Here is a 22,053-nt window from a genome sequence, read left to right on the forward strand (position 1 = left end):
TATCGGGCCTGATACAGCGCTTAACTTAGCGCTTTTGCTAACAGGGTAATGGGATGCTCACAACGAAGGCTTGTCGACATCTCAATCTGCCATTTACAGGTTTCGCAGTCGGTGACGACGATATCCGCGCCGCTTTCTTCAATCTGACGGAATAACGGTGCGCCAATAGACTGTGAAGTCGGGTAGTTTTCCTTTTTAAAGCCGTAAGTCCCGGCAATCCCGCAGCATTGAGAATCCAGCACCGTCAGCTCCAGCCCCGGAATTTTTCGCAGCAGTTCCAACGTGTAGAGTGTCCAGCCCATTTTCTCCATGTGGCATGGCGTGTGGTAGACCACTTTCAGCGGCAGTGTTTTCAGCGGTAGCGTTTTGCCTTCATCCAGCTTGCGCCACAGCCAGCGGGTTGCCAGCTCAATGTGTTCGCGTAGGCCTGCGTTATCGACGTCCAGCACTTCCGGATATTCATCGCGTAGCGCAAAGGTGCAGGTTGATGAAGTGGCGATCACTGGAATGCCTTTGCCGTCAATCGCTTCCCGGAGCGAGGCCACGTTGCTCACCGCCTGTTTACGTGCTTTATCGGTAAAGCCGTTGGCAATCAGCGGCACGCCGCAGCACTTCTCTTTGCTCAGCAGTTGAACGCCGGTTCCCATGGCGTTGAGCACCTTGATCAGATCTTTACCGAGCTGCGGATGGTTGTAATTTACAAAACAGCCGTGGAAAAAGGCGACCTGATCCTGATACTGCGCTTGCTGGGCGGCAACGCTGCGATACCAGCGGCGGAAGGTGCCAAAAGAGTATTTCGGTAGCGTACGGCGATGATCGATTTTTAGCGCGTAATCCAGCAGCTGGCGTACCGGTTTCAGTGACGTAGCCGTGTTCACTATCGGGGCGAAGGGTGTGGATACGCTACCCATTAAATCGGTATGGCTTAAGACAAAGTTACGTATAGACGGACGCGTCGTGTCGTATTTGGCGCGTGCGCGTTGGATGATATCGCCAATTTTCACATCTGACGGACAAGCCACTTCGCAGCGCTTACAGTTGATACAGTATTTCAGCGCATCGTCATATAACGCGCCATCTTTCAGACGCAGACGTTCTCCGTCCGGGCCAGCCTGTTTAGGGCCAGGGTAGTTTGGATTGACGCGACTAACCGGGCAGGCGGTGGTGCACACCGTACATTTGATACAACTTTCAAAACGTGTGTCGCTCATTGCTCACCTCCTGCACGTTTCGCAATATGATGTGCGGCATGTAAGGCGCTTACTGCGCACACGCCGCCTCCGCAACCCTGGGCGATGGGATCGAATCCGCCAAGAACGGAGCCGATGGCATACATATTATCTATCGTTTTTCCCGCCAGTGACGGGCGTAGGGCGGTATCGGTTGTGACGCCAAACTGTTGCCATGGCTGTGGGTCGAAGACATCACGTTGATACCATTCGGCGCGGGTGGCAGTTTGCTGCACATCCAGTCCGAGGATCGGTTCGTAGATAGCCTCTCGGGTGGCGACCAGTCCGCTGCTGAAGAAACTGCCGCTGGCGAGCACGGCAAAACGTGGTCGCAAGGGAATATCGGCATGGTTACGGGTCCAGATTTCGCTGACTACGCCATCCTGACAGGTTATTTTTTTCACTTCATCGCCTGGCATCCAGACGCCGCCCTGACGCACAAACTGGCGCTGTAATTTGTTGTGCAAACGCATGCCCAGTACCGAAGGTGGTAGGGTCGGTAACAGCGACAGCGAGCAGGGAAGGCGTTCATTCAGCCACTGCCAGAGCCGCTCATCTGCCAGACCGAAGCAGGCTGGCATGATTATCATGTCGCAGGTTTTTGCTATTGGCAGCAGTGCGTCATAGAGTAGCGACCATTTATCGTCGTTATCCAGCAGACGCGCAATGTTGACGGCGCGAAACTCGGTCGGGTTATCACGCAGGACATCCAGCTCAGGGAGATCGATTTCTGCCGTTTCGACGCTGAGATTGCGTTGGCGCAGTGAGGCTGCGGCGAGATGCGCCTGAAAATCCAGTAAACCGCTAATACCCACAACGCAGATACGATCTGCGGACAGTGGCCAGACCGGAACTTCTGGTGAGCTTAACCAGGTTGAGCGCAGGGTTCCCAACGGGGTTACGCGTTGATGTGACTGAAGTACCTTGCCCTGCAAATGCGTGCCGCAATCTTCCAGCAGATTTTGCGCCTGCTGGGCCAGGTCCAGGACATTGTTCGTGCCGATGATGCTATATGGATGCGCGGGTGCCTGAGTGCGCAGCGTATTCAGACCCACTTCTATGTCGGTCACGGGTTGGCCATCGGGCAAGTTGCTGAGCAAATCCAGTGAGCCGGAGGAAAAATGCAGGGCGCTTTGGCCGCGAGTGACGATCGTGCAGCGCAAACCGCTTTTTTGCAGTTGCAGGCCGCACAGCAGGCCGGCCAGGCCGCCGCCGATAATGACGGAATCAAATTTCATCCTGGTGCTCCTTTTCCAGACCGCACAATCCCTGATAGACCCAGCGCGTGAATTCGCTTTCGCGCAGCGCATCTCCCCAGGCAATAGGTTGCACGCCTTTCCAGCGTTCGTTGAGGAAATCGGAAAGCTGGGTAATAGATTGTGCAGCGGTGGTGACATTAAAACGTTGCAGCAAACCTGCGGCGCGGCAGGCACACAATTCGCCCTGGCAGGTCCCCATTCCTACACGGGTACGGCGACGCAAATCCAGCAGGCTGTTGACGGTTAAATTTTCGACGGCGTATTGCACTTCGCCCGCGGTGACCGCTTCACATTCACAAACCAGGCTGCGGTGTTGGCGACCTTCGCTTAGCCACGCCGGGGTACGATCGCCATGACGATAGACCGCCGATCCGCGCAGTGGTGCTGGTAACGAAATGACGCGTTTAAGCGTATGCTCGGTAGATTCCTGTGAGCCAGGTAACGCGGTGGCTGCCGTTGTGCAAGGTTGGGTATTACCCAACTTGCGGCAAACGGCATCTGTAGCCCACTCCGCCATCAGGCGGTAGGTCATTAGTTTGCCGCCGGTAATGGTGATAAACCCCTCCAGTCCGTCACGCTGTGCGTGATCGAACAGGACAATCCCACGGCTGACGTTACGACCGGTCGGATCGTCGTCACTTGCCACCAGCGGACGCACGCCGGAGTAGGCGCGTAAAATGCGCGTTTTCGCCATAATCGGCGCGAGTTTCTCGCCTTCACGCAGCAGAATGTCGACTTCTTCTGCGGTAACGCGGTTGCTGTCGATATCGTCGTAATCAATGTGCTGCGAGGTGGTACCGATCAATGAGATGGTATCGCCTGGTACCAGAATATCGGCGTCAGAGGGTTTACGACAGCGGTTGATGACATGCTGGTTAATCCGATGATCCATAATCAGCAGCGAACCTTTCGCCGGGAACATACGGATACTCAGATCGGCATATTCCGCAATGCGCTGACCCCAGATCCCGGCAGCGTTCACTACAACTGGCGCATGCAGAGACTGCATCTCACCCGTCAGATGATTGCGCACGTTAACGCCGCACACCGTCGCGCCTTCGCGAATCAGTCCTGTCACTTCATGCGCTGTCAAGATAACCGCACCATGCTCGCGCGCATCCAGCATATTGGCAGCGGTTAAGCGGAAAGGATCGACTGTGCCGTCCGGTACTTTTACTGCGCCAATCAGCTGTGGATTGACTGAAGGTTCGATAATGCGCGCCTGTTTAGGGTCGATCGCTTCGGCGCGGATACCGGCCTCTTCACAGGCGCGAATAAAGGTTGCCTGAAAGGAGAGTTCATCTTCCGGCAGGGTAATAAACAGACCGTCCGTCGGCTCAACGCAATGGCGGGCGATACGTTTCAGGATTTGGTTTTCGCTGATGCACTCACGGGCAGATTCAGCGTCGGTGACGGCATAACGCGCACCGCTGTGCAGCAGGCCGTGATTACGTCCGGTCGCACCTGTGGCGATATCGTGGCGCTCCACTAAGATGACGCGCAACCCGCGCAGCGCACAATCGCGTGCGATCCCTGCACCTGTTGCTCCTCCACCAATGATAATCACGTCACTTGTTTGCGAGTCGCGAGTTTTCATTGTTTTTCCTCACAGTTCGTTTTTTATCATTTAGCCACATAAAAAACATGGATTGTTTGATTTCGCGCATAATCGCTCATTATTCGAAAATGAAACGTGATTTCGTGCGCCTTTATGAACATTTGTCATAAATCTGTAACAATATGTGCTGCGTTTCACATTTTTGTTATGTATCTTTCCTTAACATCGCGGCCACACTGGGAGCGGTAGGGTAGTAATGACGAACTGCAGTGTTTACTTCGAATGAGAGACGGCCACGGAGGCTACACTATGTTGAGTATTTTTAAACCAGCGTCACACACGGCGCGTTTGCCTGCAGCGGAGATCGACCCGACATATCGTCGATTACGTTGGCAGATTTTTCTGGGGATTTTCTTTGGTTATGCCGCGTACTATCTGGTACGTAAGAACTTTGCCCTTGCGATGCCGTATCTGGTTGAGCAGGGGTTCTCGCGTGGCGATCTGGGTTTTGCGTTGTCCGGTATCTCCATTGCTTACGGATTTTCGAAATTCATCATGGGGTCCGTTTCGGATCGCTCGAATCCGCGCGTTTTCCTGCCAGCGGGTCTGATACTGGCTGCGGCAGTGATGTTGTTTATGGGCTTTGTGCCGTGGGCGACATCGAGCATTGCGATTATGTTTGTGCTGCTGTTCCTCTGCGGATGGTTCCAGGGGATGGGGTGGCCGCCGTGTGGTCGTACCATGGTGCACTGGTGGTCGCAGAAAGAGCGTGGGAGCATTGTTTCCGTCTGGAACTGTGCGCACAACGTGGGCGGCGGTCTGCCTCCTCTGTTGTTCCTGCTCGGTATGGCCTGGTTCAATGACTGGAAAGCGGCGCTGTACATGCCTGCTTTCGGTGCGATCGTCGTCGCGCTGTTTGCTTTTGCTATGATGCGTGATACGCCGCAGTCCTGTGGCCTGCCGCCTATCGAAGAGTACAAGAACGACTACCCGGATGATTACAACGAGAAAGCGGAAGAAGAGCTGACTGCGAAGCAGATCTTCATGCAATACGTACTGCCGAACAAACTGTTGTGGTACATCGCTATCGCTAACGTGTTTGTTTATCTGCTGCGCTACGGCATCCTGGACTGGTCACCAACCTACCTGAAAGAAGTGAAACATTTCGCACTGGATAAATCATCCTGGGCGTACTTCCTGTATGAATATGCGGGGATTCCTGGCACGCTGCTGTGTGGCTGGATGTCGGATAAAGTCTTCCGTGGAAACCGTGGTGCGACTGGCGTGTTCTTTATGACGCTGGTGACGATTGCGACCATCGTCTACTGGATGAACCCGGCAGGCAACCCGAACGTGGATATGGCTTGTATGATCATCATCGGCTTCCTGATCTATGGCCCGGTCATGTTGATTGGTCTGCACGCGCTGGAACTGGCGCCGAAAAAAGCGGCGGGGACGGCGGCTGGCTTTACCGGTCTGTTCGGTTATCTCGGCGGTTCTGTGGCCGCGAGCGCCATTGTCGGCTACACCGTTGACTTCTTCGGTTGGGACGGCGGCTTTATGGTGATGATTGGCGGTAGCGTGCTGGCGGTTATTCTGCTGGTAGTCGTCATGATTGGCGAAAAACGCCACCACGAAGAGATGCAGCTCAAGCGTAACGGGGGCTAATAGATGAAAACCGCATTGAAAAGTCTCAGCGTGGCGCTGATGCTGGCAGGTATGGTTGTGAGCAGCGCGGCAGTTGCCGCAGATAAAATTGTGATTGCGCACCGTGGTGCCAGTGGTTATCTGCCAGAGCATACGTTACCTGCGAAAGCGATGGCCTATGCTCAGGGAGCGGATTACCTGGAGCAGGATTTGGTGATGACCAAAGACGACCATCTGGTCGTCCTGCATGACCACTATCTTGACCGTGTCACCGATGTTGCCGAGCGTTTCCCGGATCGTGCGCGTAAAGATGGGCGTTACTACGCTATCGACTTTACGCTGGATGAGATTAAATCGCTGAAATTTACCGAAGGCTTTGATATCGAAAATGGCAAAAAGGTCCAGACCTACCCAGGGCGTTTCCCGATGGGTAAATCTGATTTCCGTGTGCACACTTTCGAAGAAGAGATTGAGTTCGTTCAGGGATTAAATCATTCAACCGGTAAAAATATCGGCATTTACCCGGAAATGAAAGCGCCGTGGTTCCATCATCAGGAAGGGAAGGACATTGCGGCTAAGACGCTGGAAGTACTGAAAAAGTACGGATACACCAACAAGAACGACAAGGTTTATCTGCAGTGTTTTGATGTCGCAGAGTTAAAACGTATTAAGAATGAACTGGAACCGAAGATGGGGATGGATCTCAATCTGGTACAGTTAATTGCATATACAGACTGGAATGAAACTCAGGAGAAAAAGCCGGACGGCAGTTGGGTTAATTACAACTACGACTGGATGTTTAAACCGGGTGCCATGAAGCAGGTTGCACAGTATGCGGATGGCATTGGGCCGGACTACCATATGCTGGTTGATGAGAAGTCGAAGAAAGGCAATATCTCATTAACTGGCATGGTACAGGATGCGCATCAGAACAAGATGGTGGTGCATCCGTATACCGTTCGTGCCGATCAGTTGCCGGATTACACCACTGACGTAAACCAACTGTATGACATTCTGTATAACAAGGCGGGCGTTGACGGGCTGTTCACCGACTTTCCCGACAAAGCAGTGAAATTCCTGAATAAAGAGTAATGGCATAAGGCCTGTGATGCACCTCCGGTCACAGGCCTTATTGGACGAAACGTTATTAACTGCTAGATAAGGCCGTCTGCTGTCAACGTTTCCCTACATGCCTGCAGGAGAAATAAAGAGCTGCCGTTCATCGGCGGCTCTTTTGCCAGTAACAATTTTTACCCCACCTTGCGTTACAGCTCTATTTCAATATCGCCTTTTGCCCGGCAACAACAGGGCAAAATTTCACCCGGTTGAATGAAGGCCAGAGGTTCGGCAATCCAGTCGACCTGTCCCGCCACCAGGCGGGTACGGCAGGAGCCGCAATAACCAGCGCGACATTGGTATTCAACTTCAACATTGTGCGATTCAAGCGCGGCAAGCAGGGAAGGATGTTCATCCTGGCACAGCAGTTGTGTGCCAGAGATGCGCAAAGTAACGCGGCCCATCAGAGCTGGAAATTACTCAGGTCGTCGGTATCGACTTCCGAATCGATCTGGCCGACCAGATAAGAGCTGACTTCTACTTCCTGCGGTGCGACCTGCACGTTATCAGACACCAACCAGGTGTTGATCCACGGGATCGGGTTGGAGCGGGTCTGGAAAGGCAGATCGAGTCCGACAGCCTGCATACGGATGTTGGTGATGTACTCGACGTACTGGCACAGAATGTCTTTGTTCAGGCCGATCATTGAGCCGTCACGGAACAGATAATCCGCCCACTCTTTTTCCTGCAGCGCGGCCTGTACAAACAGGTCGTAGCACTCTTGTTTGCACTCTTCGGCGATTTCCGCCATTTCCGGATCGTCCACACCGCTGCGCAGCAAGTTCAGCATATGCTGGGTACCAGTCAGATGCAGGGCTTCATCGCGGGCAATCAGGCGAATGATTTTGGCGTTACCTTCCATCAGTTCACGTTCTGCAAACGCGAAAGAGCAGGCAAAGCTGACGTAAAAACGAATCGCTTCCAGCGCGTTAACGCTCATCAGGCACAGATATAGCTTTTTCTTCAGTTCACGCAGATTTACGACAACCGTTTTACCATTCACGGTATGCGTGCCTTCGCCGAGCAAGTGCCAGTAGCTGGTCATCTCGATCAACTCGTCGTAGTAGCTGGAAATACCTTCGGCGCGTTTCTGGATCTGTTCGTTAGTGACAATATCGTCAAACACTACCGCCGGATCGTTCACGATGTTACGAATGATGTGGGTGTAGGAACGCGAGTGGATCGTTTCAGAAAACGCCCACGTTTCTACCCAGGTTTCCAGCTCAGGGATCGAGATTAACGGCAGCAGCGCCACGTTCGGGCTGCGTCCCTGAATGGAGTCCAGCAGCGTCTGATACTTCAGGTTGCTGATGAAGATATGTTTTTCATGTTCCGGCAGTGCCTGGAAGTCGATGCGATCGCGAGAAACATCGACCTCTTCCGGACGCCAGAAGAAAGAGAGCTGCTTTTCGATCAACTTTTCGAAGATGTCATATTTTTGCTGATCGTAGCGGGCGACGTTCACCGGCTGGCCGAAGAACATCGGTTCCAGAAGTTGGTTATTTTTCGTCTGTGAAAAAGTGGTGTATGCCATTGATGTGTCCTGTTTGGAGTTTTATGCCGGATAGCGCCGCGCTAATCCGGCCTACAACACCGATGCTTTTGTAGGCCGGATAAGGCTTTTACACCGCCATCCGGCATCACAATATCAGATCTTACATGCGCCGCTTTCGCAACCGTCATCCTGAATAGACGGCGCCAGATCGTCCTGAGAATCTTCTGCACCATCGCGGGTGTTCTGATAATACAGCGTCTTGACACCAAATTTGTAGGCGGTGAGCAGGTCTTTCAGCAACTGCTGCATCGGGACTTTTCCGGATGGGAAGCGCGATGGATCGTAGTTGGTGTTGGCAGAAATCGACTGATCGATAAATTTCTGCATGATGCCTACCAACTGCAGATAGCCGTCATTGTTCGGCATTTCCCACAGCAGTTCATACGCGTCGTGCAGGTGTTCGTAGTCCGGTACGACCTGGCGCAGAATACCGTCTTTCGACGCTTTGATACTCACGTAGCCGCGCGGTGGTTCAATGCCGTTGGTGGCGTTGGAAATCTGCGAAGAGGTTTCCGATGGCATCAGGGCAGACAGCGTGGAGTTACGCAGGCCGTGCGTCTTGATGGATTCACGCAGTTGTTCCCAGTCCAGATGCAGCGGCTCGTTGGCGATCGCATCGAGATCTTTTTTATAGGTATCGATCGGCAGAATACCCTGTGAGTAGGTCGTTTCGTTAAACCACGGGCACGCGCCTTGCTCTTTTGCCAGCTCGTTAGACGCTTTCAGCAGGTAATACTGAATAGCTTCAAAGGTCTTGTGAGTCAGGTTATTCGCGCTGCCGTCAGAATAACGCTTACCGTTTTTCGCCAGCCAGTAGGCGTAGTTGATCACGCCAATACCCAGCGTACGACGGCCCATTGCGCCGCGTTTGGCGGCTGGAATCGGATAATCCTGGTAGTCGAGCAATGCATCCAGCGCACGTACCGCCAGTACGGCCAGCTCTTCCAGCTCGCTCAGATCTTTGATTGCACCCAGGTTGAAGGCGGATAGCGTACACAGCGCGATTTCACCGTTTTCGTCGTTAACGTCGGTCAGCGGTTTGGTCGGCAGAGCGATTTCCAGGCACAGGTTGGACTGGCGCACCGGGGCAACAACCGGATCGAAGGGGCTGTGAGTGTTGCAGTGATCCACGTTCTGAATGTAAATACGGCCGGTAGAGGCACGTTCCTGCATCATCAGTGAGAACAGCTCAACCGCTTTCACGCGCTGTTTGCGGATGCTATCGTCGTTTTCATATTGGGTATACAGACGTTCGAATTCGTCCTGATCGGCGAAGAATGCATCATACAGCCCCGGAACGTCGGACGGACTGAACAGCGTGATGTCGCCGCCTTTCAGTAGACGGGTGTACATCAGTTTGTTGATCTGTACACCGTAGTCCATGTGACGCACGCGGTTGCCTTCGACGCCGCGGTTGTTTTTCAGCACCAGCAGGCTTTCAACTTCCAGATGCCACATTGGGTAGAACAGGGTCGCAGCACCGCCGCGCACGCCGCCCTGGGAGCAGGATTTCACCGCCGTCTGGAAGTGCTTATAGAACGGGATACAGCCGGTGTGGAAGGCTTCACCGCCGCGAATCGGGCTGCCCAGCGCGCGAATACGACCGGCGTTAATGCCGATACCGGCACGCTGGGAAACGTATTTCACAATCGCGCTGGAGGTGGCGTTGATAGAATCCAGGCTGTCGCCACACTCGATCAGTACGCAGGAGCTGAACTGACGGGTAGGGGTACGTACGCCGGACATAATCGGCGTCGGCAGCGAAATTTTAAACGTAGAAACGGCGTCGTAAAAACGCTTTACATATTGCAGACGCGTTTCGCGTGGATAGTTGGAGAACAGGCAGGCAGCGACCAGAATGTAAAGGAACTGCGCGCTTTCATAAATCTCACCGGTAACACGGTTTTGCACCAGGTATTTACCTTCCAGCTGCTTCACGGCAGCGTAGGAGAAGGTCATGTCACGGTCGTGAACGATAAACGAGTCCATCTGCTTGAACTCTTCTTCCGTATAGTCTTCCAGCAGATGATTGTCGTATTTGCCCATTTCAACCATTTTCACCACATGGTCGAACAGTTTCGGCGGCTCAAACTCGCCGTAGGCTTTTTTGCGCAGATGGAAAATCGCCAGGCGAGCAGCCAGATATTGATAATCCGGCGCTTCACTGGAGATCAGGTCGGCGGCAGCTTTGATGATTGTTTCATGGATATCGGAGGTCTTGATACCGTCATAAAACTGAATGTGGGAGCGTAGCTCGACCTGAGAAATCGATACGTTATTCAGTCCTTCTGCCGCCCAATCCAGAACTCGGTGGATTTTGTCGAGATTGATGCGCTCTGTACTACCATCACGCTTTGTCACCAGCAGACTCTGATTCATGTGGTTTTTTACCTGTCCGTGAAAGAAAAAATATCCCCCATATTATCCACAAAGTCATGTTGTGACTAAGTCTGTGGATAAATACTATATGTAGGGGTTGTTTGATAAAATAGACGCTATATGGTGAGTATTCTAGTAGGGATTCTTTTCAGCACAAGAGTTGATTTTGAGGTTAAATTGAGGTTGCAAAAGGGTAAGAATCGCTAAGTGCGCGTCTTATAAGGCCTGGCGGGGATGTCAATAATTGAGAAAAAAAATAGAAATTTTGATCGAGTGCTGATTTCTTCATCTAAGGTAAGGAAAGTTCTTATGATCTGGCGCAAAAATTGCTGTGTCGGTACTACTCAGGATTGGTAGGCCTGATAAGCGAAGCGCCATCAGGCATTGTTCCCATTAGCATGCCGGATGGCGGCGTTGAACGCCTGATCCGGCCTACTGAAGCGCTTAATCAATCCTGGCGGTGGTATGCACCATATAGTTCACATCTACGCCCGGGCCGAGTTTGAAGGTGTTGGTGATGGGGTTGTAGTGCAGGCCAGTCATATGACGCTCTTTCAGCACGGTCTGGTCAACCCACTCTAATAGTTCAGCGGGCTTAATAAATTTTTTCACATCATGCGTGCCTTTCGGCACCATCCGCAGAATATATTCCGCGCCGACCACCGCCATCAGCCAGGATTTGCCGTTGCGGTTAAGCGTGGAGAAAAACACTTCGCCGCCTGGTTTAACCAGTCTGGCGCAGGCTCTGACCACCGACTGCGGGTCCGGTACGTGCTCCAGCATTTCCATGCAGGTCACAACGTCATACTGATGCGCATGCTTATCCGCATGTTCTTCGACAGTTTCTTGTACGTACTCCACCTGGATGCCGCTCTCCAGCGCATGCAGTTTTGCGACCTGTAACGGTTCAAAGCCCATGTCCAGCCCGGTGACGGTTGCGCCTTCGCGCGCCATGCTTTCCGCCAGAATGCCGCCGCCGCAGCCGACGTCGAGTACTTTTTTACCAAACAGGCCGCCTGAGCGTTCAGTAATGTAGCCCAGGCGCAGTGGGTTTATACGGTGTAGTGGCTTAAATTCACCCTCAAGATCCCACCAGCGCGACGCGACTGCTTCAAATTTGGCAATTTCTTCATGGTCAACGTTGTGAGTAACCGGGGGTTTTTCGGCATTCATTGGGGCTTCTACTCCTAAATTTGCGATGCAAATGAGTATATCAGCCTGACAGGATGAATAAAGCCTCTGTCAGGGGGAATCCATTTACCTGAATCTTCACGTATGTGTTATAATTTGCGACCTTTGAATCCGGGATACAGTAGAGGGATAGCGGTTAGATGAGCGACCTTGCGAGAGAAATTACACCGGTCAACATTGAGGAAGAGCTGAAGAGCTCCTATCTGGATTATGCGATGTCGGTCATTGTTGGCCGTGCGCTGCCAGACGTCCGAGATGGCCTGAAGCCGGTTCACCGTCGCGTACTTTACGCCATGAACGTATTGGGCAACGACTGGAATAAAGCCTATAAAAAATCTGCCCGTGTCGTTGGTGACGTAATCGGTAAATACCACCCTCATGGTGATACCGCCGTTTACGACACCATTGTTCGTATGGCGCAGCCATTCTCCTTGCGTTACATGCTGGTAGATGGTCAGGGTAACTTTGGTTCTGTCGATGGCGACTCCGCAGCGGCGATGCGTTATACGGAAATCCGTATGTCGAAAATCGCCCATGAGCTGATGGCTGACCTGGAAAAAGAAACGGTTGATTTCGTCGATAACTACGACGGCACCGAACAAATTCCTGATGTCATGCCGACCAAAATTCCTAACCTGCTGGTGAACGGTTCGTCCGGTATCGCGGTAGGTATGGCCACCAACATTCCGCCGCACAACCTGACGGAAGTGATCAACGGCTGTCTGGCATACATTGACGATGAAGACATCAGCATTGAAGGGCTGATGGAACATATTCCGGGTCCGGACTTCCCGACCGCCGCGATCATCAACGGTCGTCGTGGTATTGAAGAAGCCTACCGTACCGGTCGTGGCAAAGTGTACATTCGCGCCCGTGCGGAAGTCGAAGTGGATGCCAAAACAGGCCGTGAAACCATCATCGTTCATGAAATTCCGTATCAGGTGAACAAAGCGCGCCTGATCGAGAAAATCGCTGAGCTGGTAAAAGACAAACGCGTTGAGGGTATCAGCGCGCTGCGTGATGAGTCTGACAAAGACGGTATGCGCATCGTGATTGAAGTCAAACGCGACGCGGTCGGGGAAGTGGTTCTGAACAACCTTTACTCCCAGACCCAGCTGCAGGTTTCCTTTGGTATCAACATGGTTGCATTGCACCATGGCCAGCCGAAGATCATGAACCTGAAAGATATTATTGCTGCGTTTGTACGTCACCGCCGTGAAGTCGTAACTCGCCGTACTATCTTTGAACTGCGTAAAGCCCGCGACCGTGCCCACATCCTTGAAGCGCTGGCGATTGCGCTGGCGAACATCGATCCGATCATCGAGCTGATCCGCCGTGCGCCAACCCCGGCAGAAGCGAAAGCCGCGCTGGTCGCGCGTTCGTGGGAGCTGGGCAACGTTTCTGCCATGCTGGAACGTGCCGGTGATGACGCCGCGCGTCCTGAGTGGCTGGAGCCAGAATTTGGTGTGCGTGACGGTCAGTACTACCTGACTGAACAGCAGGCTCAGGCCATTCTGGATCTGCGTTTGCAGAAACTGACCGGCCTTGAGCACGAAAAACTGCTCGACGAATACAAAGAGCTGCTGGAGCAGATCGCTGAACTGCTGCATATTCTGGGCAGTGCCGATCGTCTGATGGAAGTCATCCGTGAAGAGATGGAGCTGATTCGTGAACAGTTCGGTGACGCGCGTCGTACCGAAATCACCGCGAACAGCGCTGACATCAACATCGAAGATCTGATTAGCCAGGAAGATGTTGTCGTGACCTTGTCTCATCAGGGCTACGTGAAATATCAGCCGTTAACCGACTACGAAGCACAGCGTCGTGGGGGTAAAGGCAAATCTGCAGCACGAATTAAAGAAGAAGACTTTATTGACCGCCTGCTGGTGGCCAACACCCATGACACAATCCTCTGCTTCTCCAGCCGCGGTCGTTTGTACTGGATGAAGGTTTATCAGTTGCCAGAAGCCAGTCGTGGCGCGCGTGGACGTCCAATCGTCAACCTGCTGCCGCTGGAAGCTAACGAGCGTATTACCGCGATTCTGCCGGTACGTGAGTACGAAGAGGGCGTAAACGTCTTCATGGCAACTGCCAGCGGTACCGTGAAGAAAACGGCGCTGACCGAGTTCAGCCGTCCGCGTTCAGCCGGTATCATTGCGGTTAACCTGAACGAAGGCGATGAACTGATTGGCGTTGATCTGACGTCTGGCTCCGACGAAGTCATGTTGTTCTCTGCTGCCGGTAAAGTGGTGCGCTTTAAAGAAGATGCCGTTCGTGCGATGGGGCGTACCGCGACCGGCGTACGCGGTATCAAACTGGCGGAAAGCGATAGCGTTGTCTCGCTGATCGTTCCGCGCGGTGAAGGTGCTATCCTGACCGTGACCCAGAACGGCTACGGCAAACGTACGGCGGCGGAAGAATATCCGACCAAGTCTCGTGCGACCCAGGGCGTTATCTCCATCAAAGTCACCGAGCGCAACGGTTCCGTTGTGGGCGCAGTGCAGGTTGAGGATACCGACCAGATCATGATGATCACCGATGCAGGTACGCTGGTGCGTACACGCGTGTCGGAAATCAGCGTGGTAGGGCGTAACACTCAGGGCGTGATCCTCATCCGTACTGCGGAAGATGAAAACGTTGTGGGTCTGCAACGCGTTGCTGAGCCGGTTGATGATGAAGAGCTCGACTCCATCGACGGCAGCGCTGCTGAAGGGGACGATGATATCGCACCTGAAGCGGAAAGCGATGACGATGCAGCGGACGACGCTGAAGAGTAATTAAAACGTTATAAAAAGGGCCGGAGAAATCCGGCCCTTTTGTTAGTTCATTCGTTCCACAATCATCGCGATTCCTTGACCGCCGCCAATGCACAGCGTGGCAAGTCCAAGCGTTTGATCCCGTGCCTGTAGCGCATGCAGCAGCGTCACCAGAATTCGCGCACCGCTGGCACCAATGGGATGTCCTAGCGCAATTGCCCCGCCGTTGACGTTAACCTTTTGCGGATCGAACCCCAGCGTTTTGCCGACGGCAAGAAACTGCGCGGCAAAGGCTTCGTTGGCTTCAATAAGATCGATATCGGACAGTTGCAGTCCGCTCAGCTGTAACGCTTTTTGTGTGGCTGGAACCGGCCCCATTCCCATCATAGCCGGTGCCACGCCGCCGCTGGCCCAGGCTTTGATCCGCGCCAGCGGTTTTAGCCCAGCGGCCAGTGCCGCAGACTCTTCCATTACCACTAATGCCGCCGCGCCGTCGTTGATCCCTGAGGCGTTACCTGCGGTAACAGTTCCTGTTTTATCGAAGGCTGGCCGCAACGCGGCGAGGCCTTCTGCCGTCGAGTCAGCTTTGGGGAATTCATCACGATCAAAAATGATGGTTTTCTTCCGTGATGACACGCTCACGGGCACGATTTCAGCCTGAAATGCGCCAGATTCAATTGCGGAAACGGCTTTACGCTGTGATTGCAGAGCCAGCTCATCCTGCATTTCGCGGCTGATACCATACTCTTTGGCGACATTTTCTGCAGTGATCCCCATATGGTAACCATGCTCGGCGCAGATCAGGCCATCGCGCAGAATGACGTCAGACAATTGCCCGTCACCGAGGCGATATCCCCAACGGGCTTTCGCGTCTAACAGGTAGGGAGCCAGGCTCATATTTTCCATACCCCCCGCGACGATCGCCTGGGCTTGTCCCGCTTTGATTGCCTGGGCGGCAAGTGCCACGCTTTTCAGGCCAGAGCCGCACACTTTGTTGACGGTAAAGCCGCAAACGGTGTCGGACAAGCCGCTTTTTAATAATGCCTGACGCGCCGGGTTTTGGCCGAGCCCTGACTGCAACACGTTGCCCATAATCACCTCGTCCACGCGCAGTGGGTCAAGGTGAGCGCGCTCAAGAGCGGCTCTAATGACGGTTGCTCCAAGCTCGACGGCTCCCGTAGTTGCCAGTGCGCCGTTAAAACTGCCGATTGCGGTACGAGCCGCGCTGACGATGACACAGTTTTTCATTTTTCAGTTCCTTTAAATAAGAGGTTGCCGTCAGAACAAGGTCAATCCAATAACAAAAATGATGCCGGAGAAGAGCAGGGCGGTGATGCAGTACCCCATGATGTCGCGTACCCCCAATCCGGCGATGGCCAGAGCAGGGAGTGCCCAGAACGGTTGTGCCATGTTCATCCATTGCTCACCGTAGGCGATGGCCATGACAGATTTGCCAAGATCGGCACCCAGCGCTTGAGCAGCAGGCATAACGAACGGTCCCTGAATAACCCAATGGCCACCGCCGGATGGCACGGCGAAGTTAATCAGTGCTGAACTGAAGAAGGTCATCAGCGGGAAGGTATCTTTGTTGGCAACGTTGATGAAAAACTCGGTAATGAGCCCACCGAGACCGGAGTGCTCCATCATCAGCTGAATGCCCGCGTAGAAGGGGAATTGCACCAGAATACCGGCTGTGCTCCGTGCGGCAGCGCTGACCGCGCGCATATAGGCCATCGGTGTTTTGTGCAGCAGTAAACCGGCAATCATAAACATCAGGTTGACGGTATTGATGGTGATGTTGAAACCCTTCTCGGCAAAGTAGATGCCCAGATAGGTAATCCCTAATGCGCCGATAATCAGTGCCAGAATGCGGCTCTCTTCCAGTTTTTCAGATGGCGGCGCATCTGGCGGCAGTTTCTTCTGAAAATCAGCCTCTTCCAGTAACAGTTTCGGATCGATGCTCACCACATCTGAAGGTTTTGGCGTCATCATGCGTGTGATGAACGGCATCACCACAATCAGTGCCACGGTGATGAAGATATTGAAACCGGTGAACAAGGTATCCGCGACAGGAATCAGCCCCGCTATGTGCTCGACCGGGTTGCCAGGCGTTGCCGCCAGCAAAGGCATTGAGCCGGAGAAACCACCACCCCAGGTCAAGAACCCAATATAAGCGCAAGCAATCAGTAACGGATAATCGGAACCCGGTACCCGACGGGCGACTTCGCGGGCAAACATCGCCCCGACCACCAGACCAAATCCCCAGTTAATAACGCAGGCCACCGAACCAAAAAAAGTGACCAACATTACGCCCTGAGCAGGGGTTTTGGCGGCGGATGCCGCCGTACGCAGCAGGCTTTTCACCGGCCCGGAACTGGCTAATGCATGGCCGGTTACGATGATCAGCGCCATCTGCATACCAAACGCCAGCAGGTTCCAAAAACCGTCCCCCCAGAATTTCACCATGCTGATGGGCGTCTGAGGCGTTAACCATAATGCGATGCCAAAAGTCAGCAACGTTAATAACATGGCGAAAATGAGCGGGTCGGGCAGCCAGCGGCTGACCACCCGTGTCATAAAGCGAGCGATGCGGCCAATCATGCGTCACCTCGCTGGATGCGAAGATCGTCGGCAATATCAAAATGGGCTTCGGTTTTTTCACGCAGCGTAGCGATGTCGCAACCTTCGACGATTTCAGTCAGCCACATTTTGCCGTCAATAAAGCGAAATACGGCAAGCTCAGTGACCAGCATGTGCACAGCATGTTGCGCAGTAAGCGGCATGGTGCATTGGCGCAGGATTTTCGCAGAGCCGTCTTTCGCGCAATGTTCCATGGCGATAATGACTTTACGCGCACCGGTCACCAGATCCATCGCGCCACCCATGCCGGGCACCATTTTTCCGGGAACCACCCAGTTGGCGAGGTTGGCCTGCTCATCGACCTGCAACCCGCCAAGCACACAAGCATCAACGTGACCGCCGCGAATAAGCGCAAATGACATCGCGCTATCAAACATCGCCGCGCCCGGCAAAATACCGCACGGTTGGCCGCCCGCGTTAACCAGGTCAGGATGCGCGGCGGTCACCGGGCCCAGTCCCAGAAAACCGTTCTCGGATTGCAGCGTAATGTGAATATCAGCGGGCAAGTAATTGGCTACCATGGTTGGCAGGCCGATACCTAAGTTGACGATATCGCCATCGCGAAGCTCTTGCGCCACACGGCGCGCAATACGTTGTTTAGCATCCATGATTAGCTCTCCTGTGGAATGACGATATGGTCGATAACGGCGCCCGGGGTAACAATCTGGTCAGGCTGCAGCTCACCTGTTTCCACCATTTCATCCGGTTCAACCAGCGTGATGTCAGCGGCAAGGGCAATCAACGGGTTAAAGTTACGGGCGCTGAGCTGGTAGGTGAGGTTGCCAAGCATGTCAGCGCGGTGGGCACGAATAAGCGCTAAATCGGCGCGCAATGGACGTTCAAGCAGCCAGGTTTTACCCTCGAGCGTCATGGTCTGTTTGCCATCTTCCACGATGGTGCCGACGCCAGTGGGCGTCAGAAAACCGCCAAGACCCGCGCCGCCGCAGCGGATTTGCTCGATCAGGGTACCTTGCGGAACCAGTTGAACGTCCATCTCGCCGGCGATCATGCGGCGACCCGTTTCCGGGTTGGTACCAATGTGCGAAGCGATCACTTTGCTTACCCGCCCATTGACGATCAGGGGGCCGATACCGGTATCGACAAAGGCGGTATCGTTAGCGATTAGCGTCAGATCTCTGACGCCGGATTCAAGCAGGGCTTCAACCAGACGAGGTGGTGTGCCAACCCCCATAAAACCACCGACCATGATGGTCATGCCGTCACGAAAGAAGCCCGCAGCGTCTTGTAAGGTAATCAGTTTTGTTTTCATTATGTTTCCCTTTTTGCATACTCCATTTTGGGTACGCTTAGGGAATTGCAAGCAGGATGCCAGAATGAAAAAGGTGAAGTGAAATTAATTAACCTATTGAAATTATGCGGTTATTTATCTTGTGTTTTTGAAGGAAGGATGGAGAAACTATGCAGAGTTTTGCGCAGTGTGCAAAATTCTGCATAGCAAATTTACGTATCAGGAACCGGATGGATCGATGTCGTACTCTTGTAATTTATACATCAGAGCGCGGCGGCTAATGCCCAGCATCAACGCCGTGCGGGTGCGATTGCCGTCCTGACTATCGAGGACTTCAAGGATAATGCGTTTTTCCTCACGCTTAATCTCTTCTTTCAGATTGCGTTCCCCGGAATAAGTCGGTTTTGTCTCTGTCGTAGCGCTAACCAGGTTGCGGAACGGGTCGGGGAGATCGTCGGCAAAGATCACTGCGCCGGTATTCATTACGACTGCGCGTTCGATGACGTTTGACAGTTCGCGAATATTACCCGGCCAGGGCCAGGCGGTGAGGAGCGACAGCGCTGTTGAGTCGATCTCAATAATATCTCGCTGATTTTCAGAGCTAAATTTTTGTAAAAAATGGTTTGCTAATAAGGCAATATCTTCACGACGCTCGCGTAAGGGAGGCAAAGTCAAATGGATAACGTTGAGCCGGTAAAACAGGTCTTCGCGAAATGTTCCTTCTTTCACCATCGTTTGCAGACAGCGGTTGGTGGCAGCGACGATGCGAATATCAACGCGAATGGTCTGGTGTCCGCCGATGCGTTCAAACTCTCTCTCCTGCAAAATACGCAGCAGTTTAGCCTGCAGTACCAGCGGCATCTCACCAATTTCATCAAGCAATAACGTTCCCTGATGAGCGCGTTCGAACAACCCCTGGCGCAACGTCTGTGCCCCGGTAAACGCACCTTTTTCGTGACCAAATAGCTCGCTTTCCAGCAGCGACTCAGGCAGAGCCGCGCAGTTAACTTTAATAAACGGGCCGTTGGCGCGTGTGCTGTTGTAGTGAATGGCGCGCGCGATCAGCTCTTTTCCTGTACCACTTTCACCGCTTATCAGGACATTTGCTTGTGAGAGGGCGATTTTCGCCGTGTCTTTACAGATATCCATCATTCGTGGGCTGTTGGTCAGAATATGCCCCCACTGCCAACTGGTGCTCAACGCTTTATGCAGATTACGGATTTCCTGTTTCATTTCCTGCAATTGCAACGCGCGTTGAATCACCATGCTTAGCTCGTCGAGATCAAAGGGCTTAATCACGTAGTCGAATGCGCCGCTACGTAGAGCTTCTACTGCAGTTTCTACTTCGGCATAGGCGGTCATCAAAATGACGGGGATGCGTGGTTGCTGCGTGCGCATGACTTTCAGCGCGTCGATGCCATCCATCTCCGGCATGCGAATGTCCATCAGCACCACGTCGGGCTGAATTTCGCTAAACAGGCTCAGGGCGGCTTTCCCGTCGCTGGCGTCATGCGTTTCATGTCCCTGCAGGGAAAATGCGGTGGCAAGCATACGGCGAACATTTTCTTCATCATCTACGATGAGAATACGGTAGGTCGTTTTCATTCTGACGGATTTCCCTGCGGGTTAAGAGGTAAAATTAGGGTGAATATCGCCCCGCAGCCTGGCTGGCTGGTGACGCGGATATCCCCTTGATGCGCGTTAATGATGCGCTGGCTCAGCGCCAGTCCAAGGCCGGTGCCTGATGCTTTTGTAGTAAAAAAGGGATCGAATATTTTCTTCTGGATGGCGAGATCGATCCCGTTGCCATTATCTTCAATCGTCACGGCCTGTTGCGAGGCCGAGTATTGCCAGGTGCGAATGCGAATCTCGCCACGCGCAGCGATAGCCTGTACCGCATTGATTAAAATATTGAGGATCACCTGTTTGAGAAGTTCGCGATCGGCGACGATTGGCGGCAGTCTGGGATCTAATTCCGTGGTAAAGGCGATCCGAGCCTGAAGGCCAGCGGTTTGCACCAGGATTAGCGTTTCTTCAATTAGCGCATTGAGCTGAATCTGTTGCCATTGGCTTTGTCGGGGACGTGAGAAATCTAACAGCTGTTGAATAACTTTATTAATGGAATCAATTTCATTTAGCACAACAGATAAATATTCTTGATGCTCCGGTAGAGAGGTTTGCTGGCGGATGATTTGGACGTAGCCACGAATTGCGGTCAGCGGATTTCGCACTTCATGCGCGACTCCGGCCATCAGTTCACCTAAGGTGGCAAGCCTTTCGGTTTGCGCCAGCCGACGCTGGGCCTCTTTACGCGCGGTTAAATCGGAGAAAATAACCAGTGCGCCAATCAGCTCGCCGTGGGCGTTATGGATCCTGCTCGTGGTGACGCTGATTTCAATGGTGCGTTCACGTCCCGGAAAGCTAATCTCCTGGGCTACATGTTCTGTGCCGTGTTCAAGAGTGTCCAGTACCGGACTATAAAATTGTGTGTTGGCAAAGAGCGTCGCGTAGGACTGTCCAACCAGCTCATGCAGCGTATAGCCGGTTATCTGCTCTGCCGCAGGGTTCATGGTGGTGACGTCACCCTGCCTGTCGATGGCGATCACTCCATCGGCAGCATTTTCAATAATCAGATCGTTAAGGGTTTTGGTTTCTCGTAGCGTTTGCGCCAGCGCATTGACGCTATGGCTGATTTGTCCCAACTCACCGGGGAGTTCAGGCAATCTGGCGGGCGTTTTTTGTGCCAGCGTTGAGAGTCCATCGGTGATAATGTCAATATTCGCACTGAGGCGGCGTGAAAAGTGTACGATGAGTAGCAGGCTACAGATAAGGCCGGCAACCAGGACAGCAATAATCCTGACATCCATTTTCCAGGCCTGCTGGCGGATATCTTCAGTTAGCTCATTGGCCCAGATATAGCCAATAACCTTACCCTGGCGCTCTATGGGGATCATGGAGTTGAGTATATCGCCGCGTACCTGTCGTCCTGAATAGACCACAGGCAAGTTGCTACTCATCACTTCGCGTCCGGGATGATCTTCGGTGATAGTAATACCTACGTTGCTTTGGTAGAGCGCAGAGGGGGCGTAAGTGATAATGGCATCCAGTTCTTTGTTATAATACCCAGCACCAATGCCGGGAAACGCCTGCGTAATCCGTTCGGTGACGGGGGCTAACTCATGATTAAGTGCGCGAATACGCGCTTCACGCGGCAGATTTGGGTAGTGACTGAAGCTGTCGCCTAACGCATCGTTTAGCAGGGTTATCACCGATGACAGTTTTTTCTCTTTTTCAGATAAGACTGCTGAACGGCCTTCAGTTTCTACGATATAACCTATAGATATCGTCGGAATGATGACCATCAGAATTGCCATCATGATCATTTGGTTGCGTAATCGCCGTGGGTATAACCGACGAGCCAGCCATCTCAGGTCGCGCATTCTGACATCCGTGCAGTATTTTTCAGGCAAACGA

16 protein-coding genes and 1 pseudogene are annotated in these 22,053 nt (G+C 53.1%); 3 read left to right on the plus strand and 14 right to left on the minus strand.

What is annotated here, in order from left to right; translation table 11 throughout:
* Positions 1–20 precede the first annotated feature (20 nt).
* The 3 genes from glpC to glpA are packed head-to-tail and all read right to left on the minus strand — an operon-like array spanning position 21 to position 4,085.
* The gene (glpC, locus tag On2M_RS06915; RefSeq protein WP_151219902.1) at positions 21–1,211 is read right to left on the minus strand and encodes an anaerobic glycerol-3-phosphate dehydrogenase subunit GlpC; all 1,191 of its coding nucleotides are present in this window, start codon (positions 1,209–1,211) and stop codon (positions 21–23) included.
* The gene (gene glpB / locus On2M_RS06920; protein WP_210904543.1) at positions 1,208–2,467 is read right to left on the minus strand and encodes a glycerol-3-phosphate dehydrogenase subunit GlpB; all 1,260 of its coding nucleotides are present in this window, start codon (positions 2,465–2,467) and stop codon (positions 1,208–1,210) included. Before glpB ends, glpC begins: the two co-directional genes overlap by 4 nt.
* A complete protein-coding gene (gene glpA / locus On2M_RS06925; protein WP_151224750.1) occupies positions 2,457–4,085 on the minus strand; it encodes an anaerobic glycerol-3-phosphate dehydrogenase subunit A in 1,629 nt (542 codons plus the stop codon). Before glpA ends, glpB begins: the two co-directional genes overlap by 11 nt.
* Before the next feature lie 270 nt (positions 4,086–4,355).
* On the opposite strand from glpA, the gene glpT reads away from it, so the two are divergent.
* Complete coding sequence (glpT, locus tag On2M_RS06930; RefSeq protein WP_151219899.1) at positions 4,356–5,714, plus strand: glycerol-3-phosphate transporter; 1,359 nt, start codon at positions 4,356–4,358, stop codon at positions 5,712–5,714.
* A gap of 3 nt (positions 5,715–5,717) precedes the next feature.
* Entirely contained in the window at positions 5,718–6,785 is a 1,068-nt protein-coding gene (gene glpQ, locus On2M_RS06935) for a glycerophosphodiester phosphodiesterase (RefSeq protein WP_151219898.1), read from the plus strand.
* Between the two features lie 62 nt (positions 6,786–6,847).
* Here the strand turns inward: glpQ and On2M_RS24185 are convergent.
* The 5 genes and pseudogenes from On2M_RS24185 to ubiG form a co-directional block, all read right to left on the minus strand.
* Positions 6,848–6,937: pseudogene (locus On2M_RS24185) on the minus strand (hypothetical protein); the annotation flags it as partial.
* Positions 6,938–6,958: 21 nt separating this feature from the next.
* Positions 6,959–7,213 carry a ferredoxin-like diferric-tyrosyl radical cofactor maintenance protein YfaE gene (gene yfaE / locus On2M_RS06940; protein WP_016153800.1) on the minus strand — a complete coding sequence of 85 codons (255 nt, stop codon included), beginning with the start codon at positions 7,211–7,213 and terminating at the stop codon, positions 6,959–6,961.
* Positions 7,213–8,343: a class Ia ribonucleoside-diphosphate reductase subunit beta gene (gene nrdB / locus On2M_RS06945; RefSeq protein WP_151219897.1), complete on the minus strand. Its 1,131-nt coding sequence runs from the start codon at positions 8,341–8,343 to the stop codon at positions 7,213–7,215. Before nrdB ends, yfaE begins: the two co-directional genes overlap by 1 nt.
* Positions 8,344–8,457: 114 nt before the next feature.
* Complete coding sequence (gene nrdA / locus On2M_RS06950; protein WP_151219896.1) at positions 8,458–10,743, minus strand: class 1a ribonucleoside-diphosphate reductase subunit alpha; 2,286 nt, start codon at positions 10,741–10,743, stop codon at positions 8,458–8,460.
* A 444-nt stretch (positions 10,744–11,187) separates the two neighbouring features.
* Positions 11,188–11,916: a bifunctional 2-polyprenyl-6-hydroxyphenol methylase/3-demethylubiquinol 3-O-methyltransferase UbiG gene (gene ubiG, locus On2M_RS06955; RefSeq protein WP_210904544.1), complete on the minus strand. Its 729-nt coding sequence runs from the start codon at positions 11,914–11,916 to the stop codon at positions 11,188–11,190.
* Between the two features lie 158 nt (positions 11,917–12,074).
* Between ubiG and gyrA the strand changes: the two genes are divergently transcribed.
* Entirely contained in the window at positions 12,075–14,711 is a 2,637-nt protein-coding gene (gene gyrA / locus On2M_RS06960) for a DNA topoisomerase (ATP-hydrolyzing) subunit A (RefSeq protein WP_151224748.1), read from the plus strand.
* A 42-nt stretch (positions 14,712–14,753) separates the two neighbouring features.
* On the opposite strand, the gene On2M_RS06965 is transcribed toward gyrA, so the two are convergent.
* The 6 genes from On2M_RS06965 to atoS all read right to left on the minus strand — a co-directional run bounded on the left by On2M_RS06965 (position 14,754) and on the right by atoS (position 22,019).
* Entirely contained in the window at positions 14,754–15,938 is a 1,185-nt protein-coding gene (locus tag On2M_RS06965; RefSeq protein ID WP_187253444.1) for an acetyl-CoA C-acetyltransferase, read from the minus strand.
* 30 nt (positions 15,939–15,968) lie between these two features.
* Positions 15,969–17,291 (minus strand): TIGR00366 family protein, encoded by a 1,323-nt coding sequence (locus tag On2M_RS06970; RefSeq protein ID WP_187253443.1) that lies wholly within the window; start codon positions 17,289–17,291, stop codon positions 15,969–15,971.
* Entirely contained in the window at positions 17,288–17,938 is a 651-nt protein-coding gene (locus On2M_RS06975) for a 3-oxoacid CoA-transferase subunit B (RefSeq protein WP_151219893.1), read from the minus strand. The genes On2M_RS06970 and On2M_RS06975 overlap by 4 nt, the downstream gene beginning before the upstream one ends.
* A gap of 2 nt (positions 17,939–17,940) precedes the next feature.
* Complete coding sequence (gene atoD, locus On2M_RS06980; RefSeq protein WP_003845129.1) at positions 17,941–18,600, minus strand: acetate CoA-transferase subunit alpha; 660 nt, start codon at positions 18,598–18,600, stop codon at positions 17,941–17,943.
* 198 nt (positions 18,601–18,798) lie between these two features.
* Entirely contained in the window at positions 18,799–20,184 is a 1,386-nt protein-coding gene (gene atoC, locus On2M_RS06985) for an acetoacetate metabolism transcriptional regulator AtoC (RefSeq protein WP_151219891.1), read from the minus strand.
* Positions 20,181–22,019, minus strand: a complete 1,839-nt coding sequence (gene atoS / locus On2M_RS06990; RefSeq protein ID WP_151219890.1) for a two-component system sensor histidine kinase AtoS — start codon at positions 22,017–22,019, stop codon at positions 20,181–20,183. The genes atoC and atoS overlap by 4 nt, the downstream gene beginning before the upstream one ends.
* Between the last annotated feature and the right edge of the window lie 34 nt (positions 22,020–22,053).

Origin of the sequence: Citrobacter sp. On2M (assembly GCF_018035235.1) — a bacterium.
Taxonomy (GTDB): Bacteria; Pseudomonadota; Gammaproteobacteria; order Enterobacterales; family Enterobacteriaceae; genus Citrobacter; species Citrobacter meridianamericanus.

Coding starts and splice junctions, on each gene's coding strand:
- glpC (WP_151219902.1), bottom strand. CDS start 1,211: ATGAGCGACACACGTTTTGAAAGTTGTATCAAATGTACGGTGTGCACC.
- glpB (WP_210904543.1), bottom strand. CDS start 2,467: ATGAAATTTGATTCCGTCATTATCGGCGGCGGCCTGGCCGGCCTGCTG.
- glpA (WP_151224750.1), bottom strand. CDS start 4,085: ATGAAAACTCGCGACTCGCAAACAAGTGACGTGATTATCATTGGTGGA.
- glpT (WP_151219899.1), top strand. CDS start 4,356: ATGTTGAGTATTTTTAAACCAGCGTCACACACGGCGCGTTTGCCTGCA.
- glpQ (WP_151219898.1), top strand. CDS start 5,718: ATGAAAACCGCATTGAAAAGTCTCAGCGTGGCGCTGATGCTGGCAGGT.
- yfaE (WP_016153800.1), bottom strand. CDS start 7,213: ATGGGCCGCGTTACTTTGCGCATCTCTGGCACACAACTGCTGTGCCAG.
- nrdB (WP_151219897.1), bottom strand. CDS start 8,343: ATGGCATACACCACTTTTTCACAGACGAAAAATAACCAACTTCTGGAA.
- nrdA (WP_151219896.1), bottom strand. CDS start 10,743: ATGAATCAGAGTCTGCTGGTGACAAAGCGTGATGGTAGTACAGAGCGC.
- ubiG (WP_210904544.1), bottom strand. CDS start 11,916: ATGAATGCCGAAAAACCCCCGGTTACTCACAACGTTGACCATGAAGAA.
- gyrA (WP_151224748.1), top strand. CDS start 12,075: ATGAGCGACCTTGCGAGAGAAATTACACCGGTCAACATTGAGGAAGAG.
- On2M_RS06965 (WP_187253444.1), bottom strand. CDS start 15,938: ATGAAAAACTGTGTCATCGTCAGCGCGGCTCGTACCGCAATCGGCAGT.
- On2M_RS06970 (WP_187253443.1), bottom strand. CDS start 17,291: ATGATTGGCCGCATCGCTCGCTTTATGACACGGGTGGTCAGCCGCTGG.
- On2M_RS06975 (WP_151219893.1), bottom strand. CDS start 17,938: ATGGATGCTAAACAACGTATTGCGCGCCGTGTGGCGCAAGAGCTTCGC.
- atoD (WP_003845129.1), bottom strand. CDS start 18,600: ATGAAAACAAAACTGATTACCTTACAAGACGCTGCGGGCTTCTTTCGT.
- atoC (WP_151219891.1), bottom strand. CDS start 20,184: ATGAAAACGACCTACCGTATTCTCATCGTAGATGATGAAGAAAATGTT.
- atoS (WP_151219890.1), bottom strand. CDS start 22,019: ATGCGCGACCTGAGATGGCTGGCTCGTCGGTTATACCCACGGCGATTA.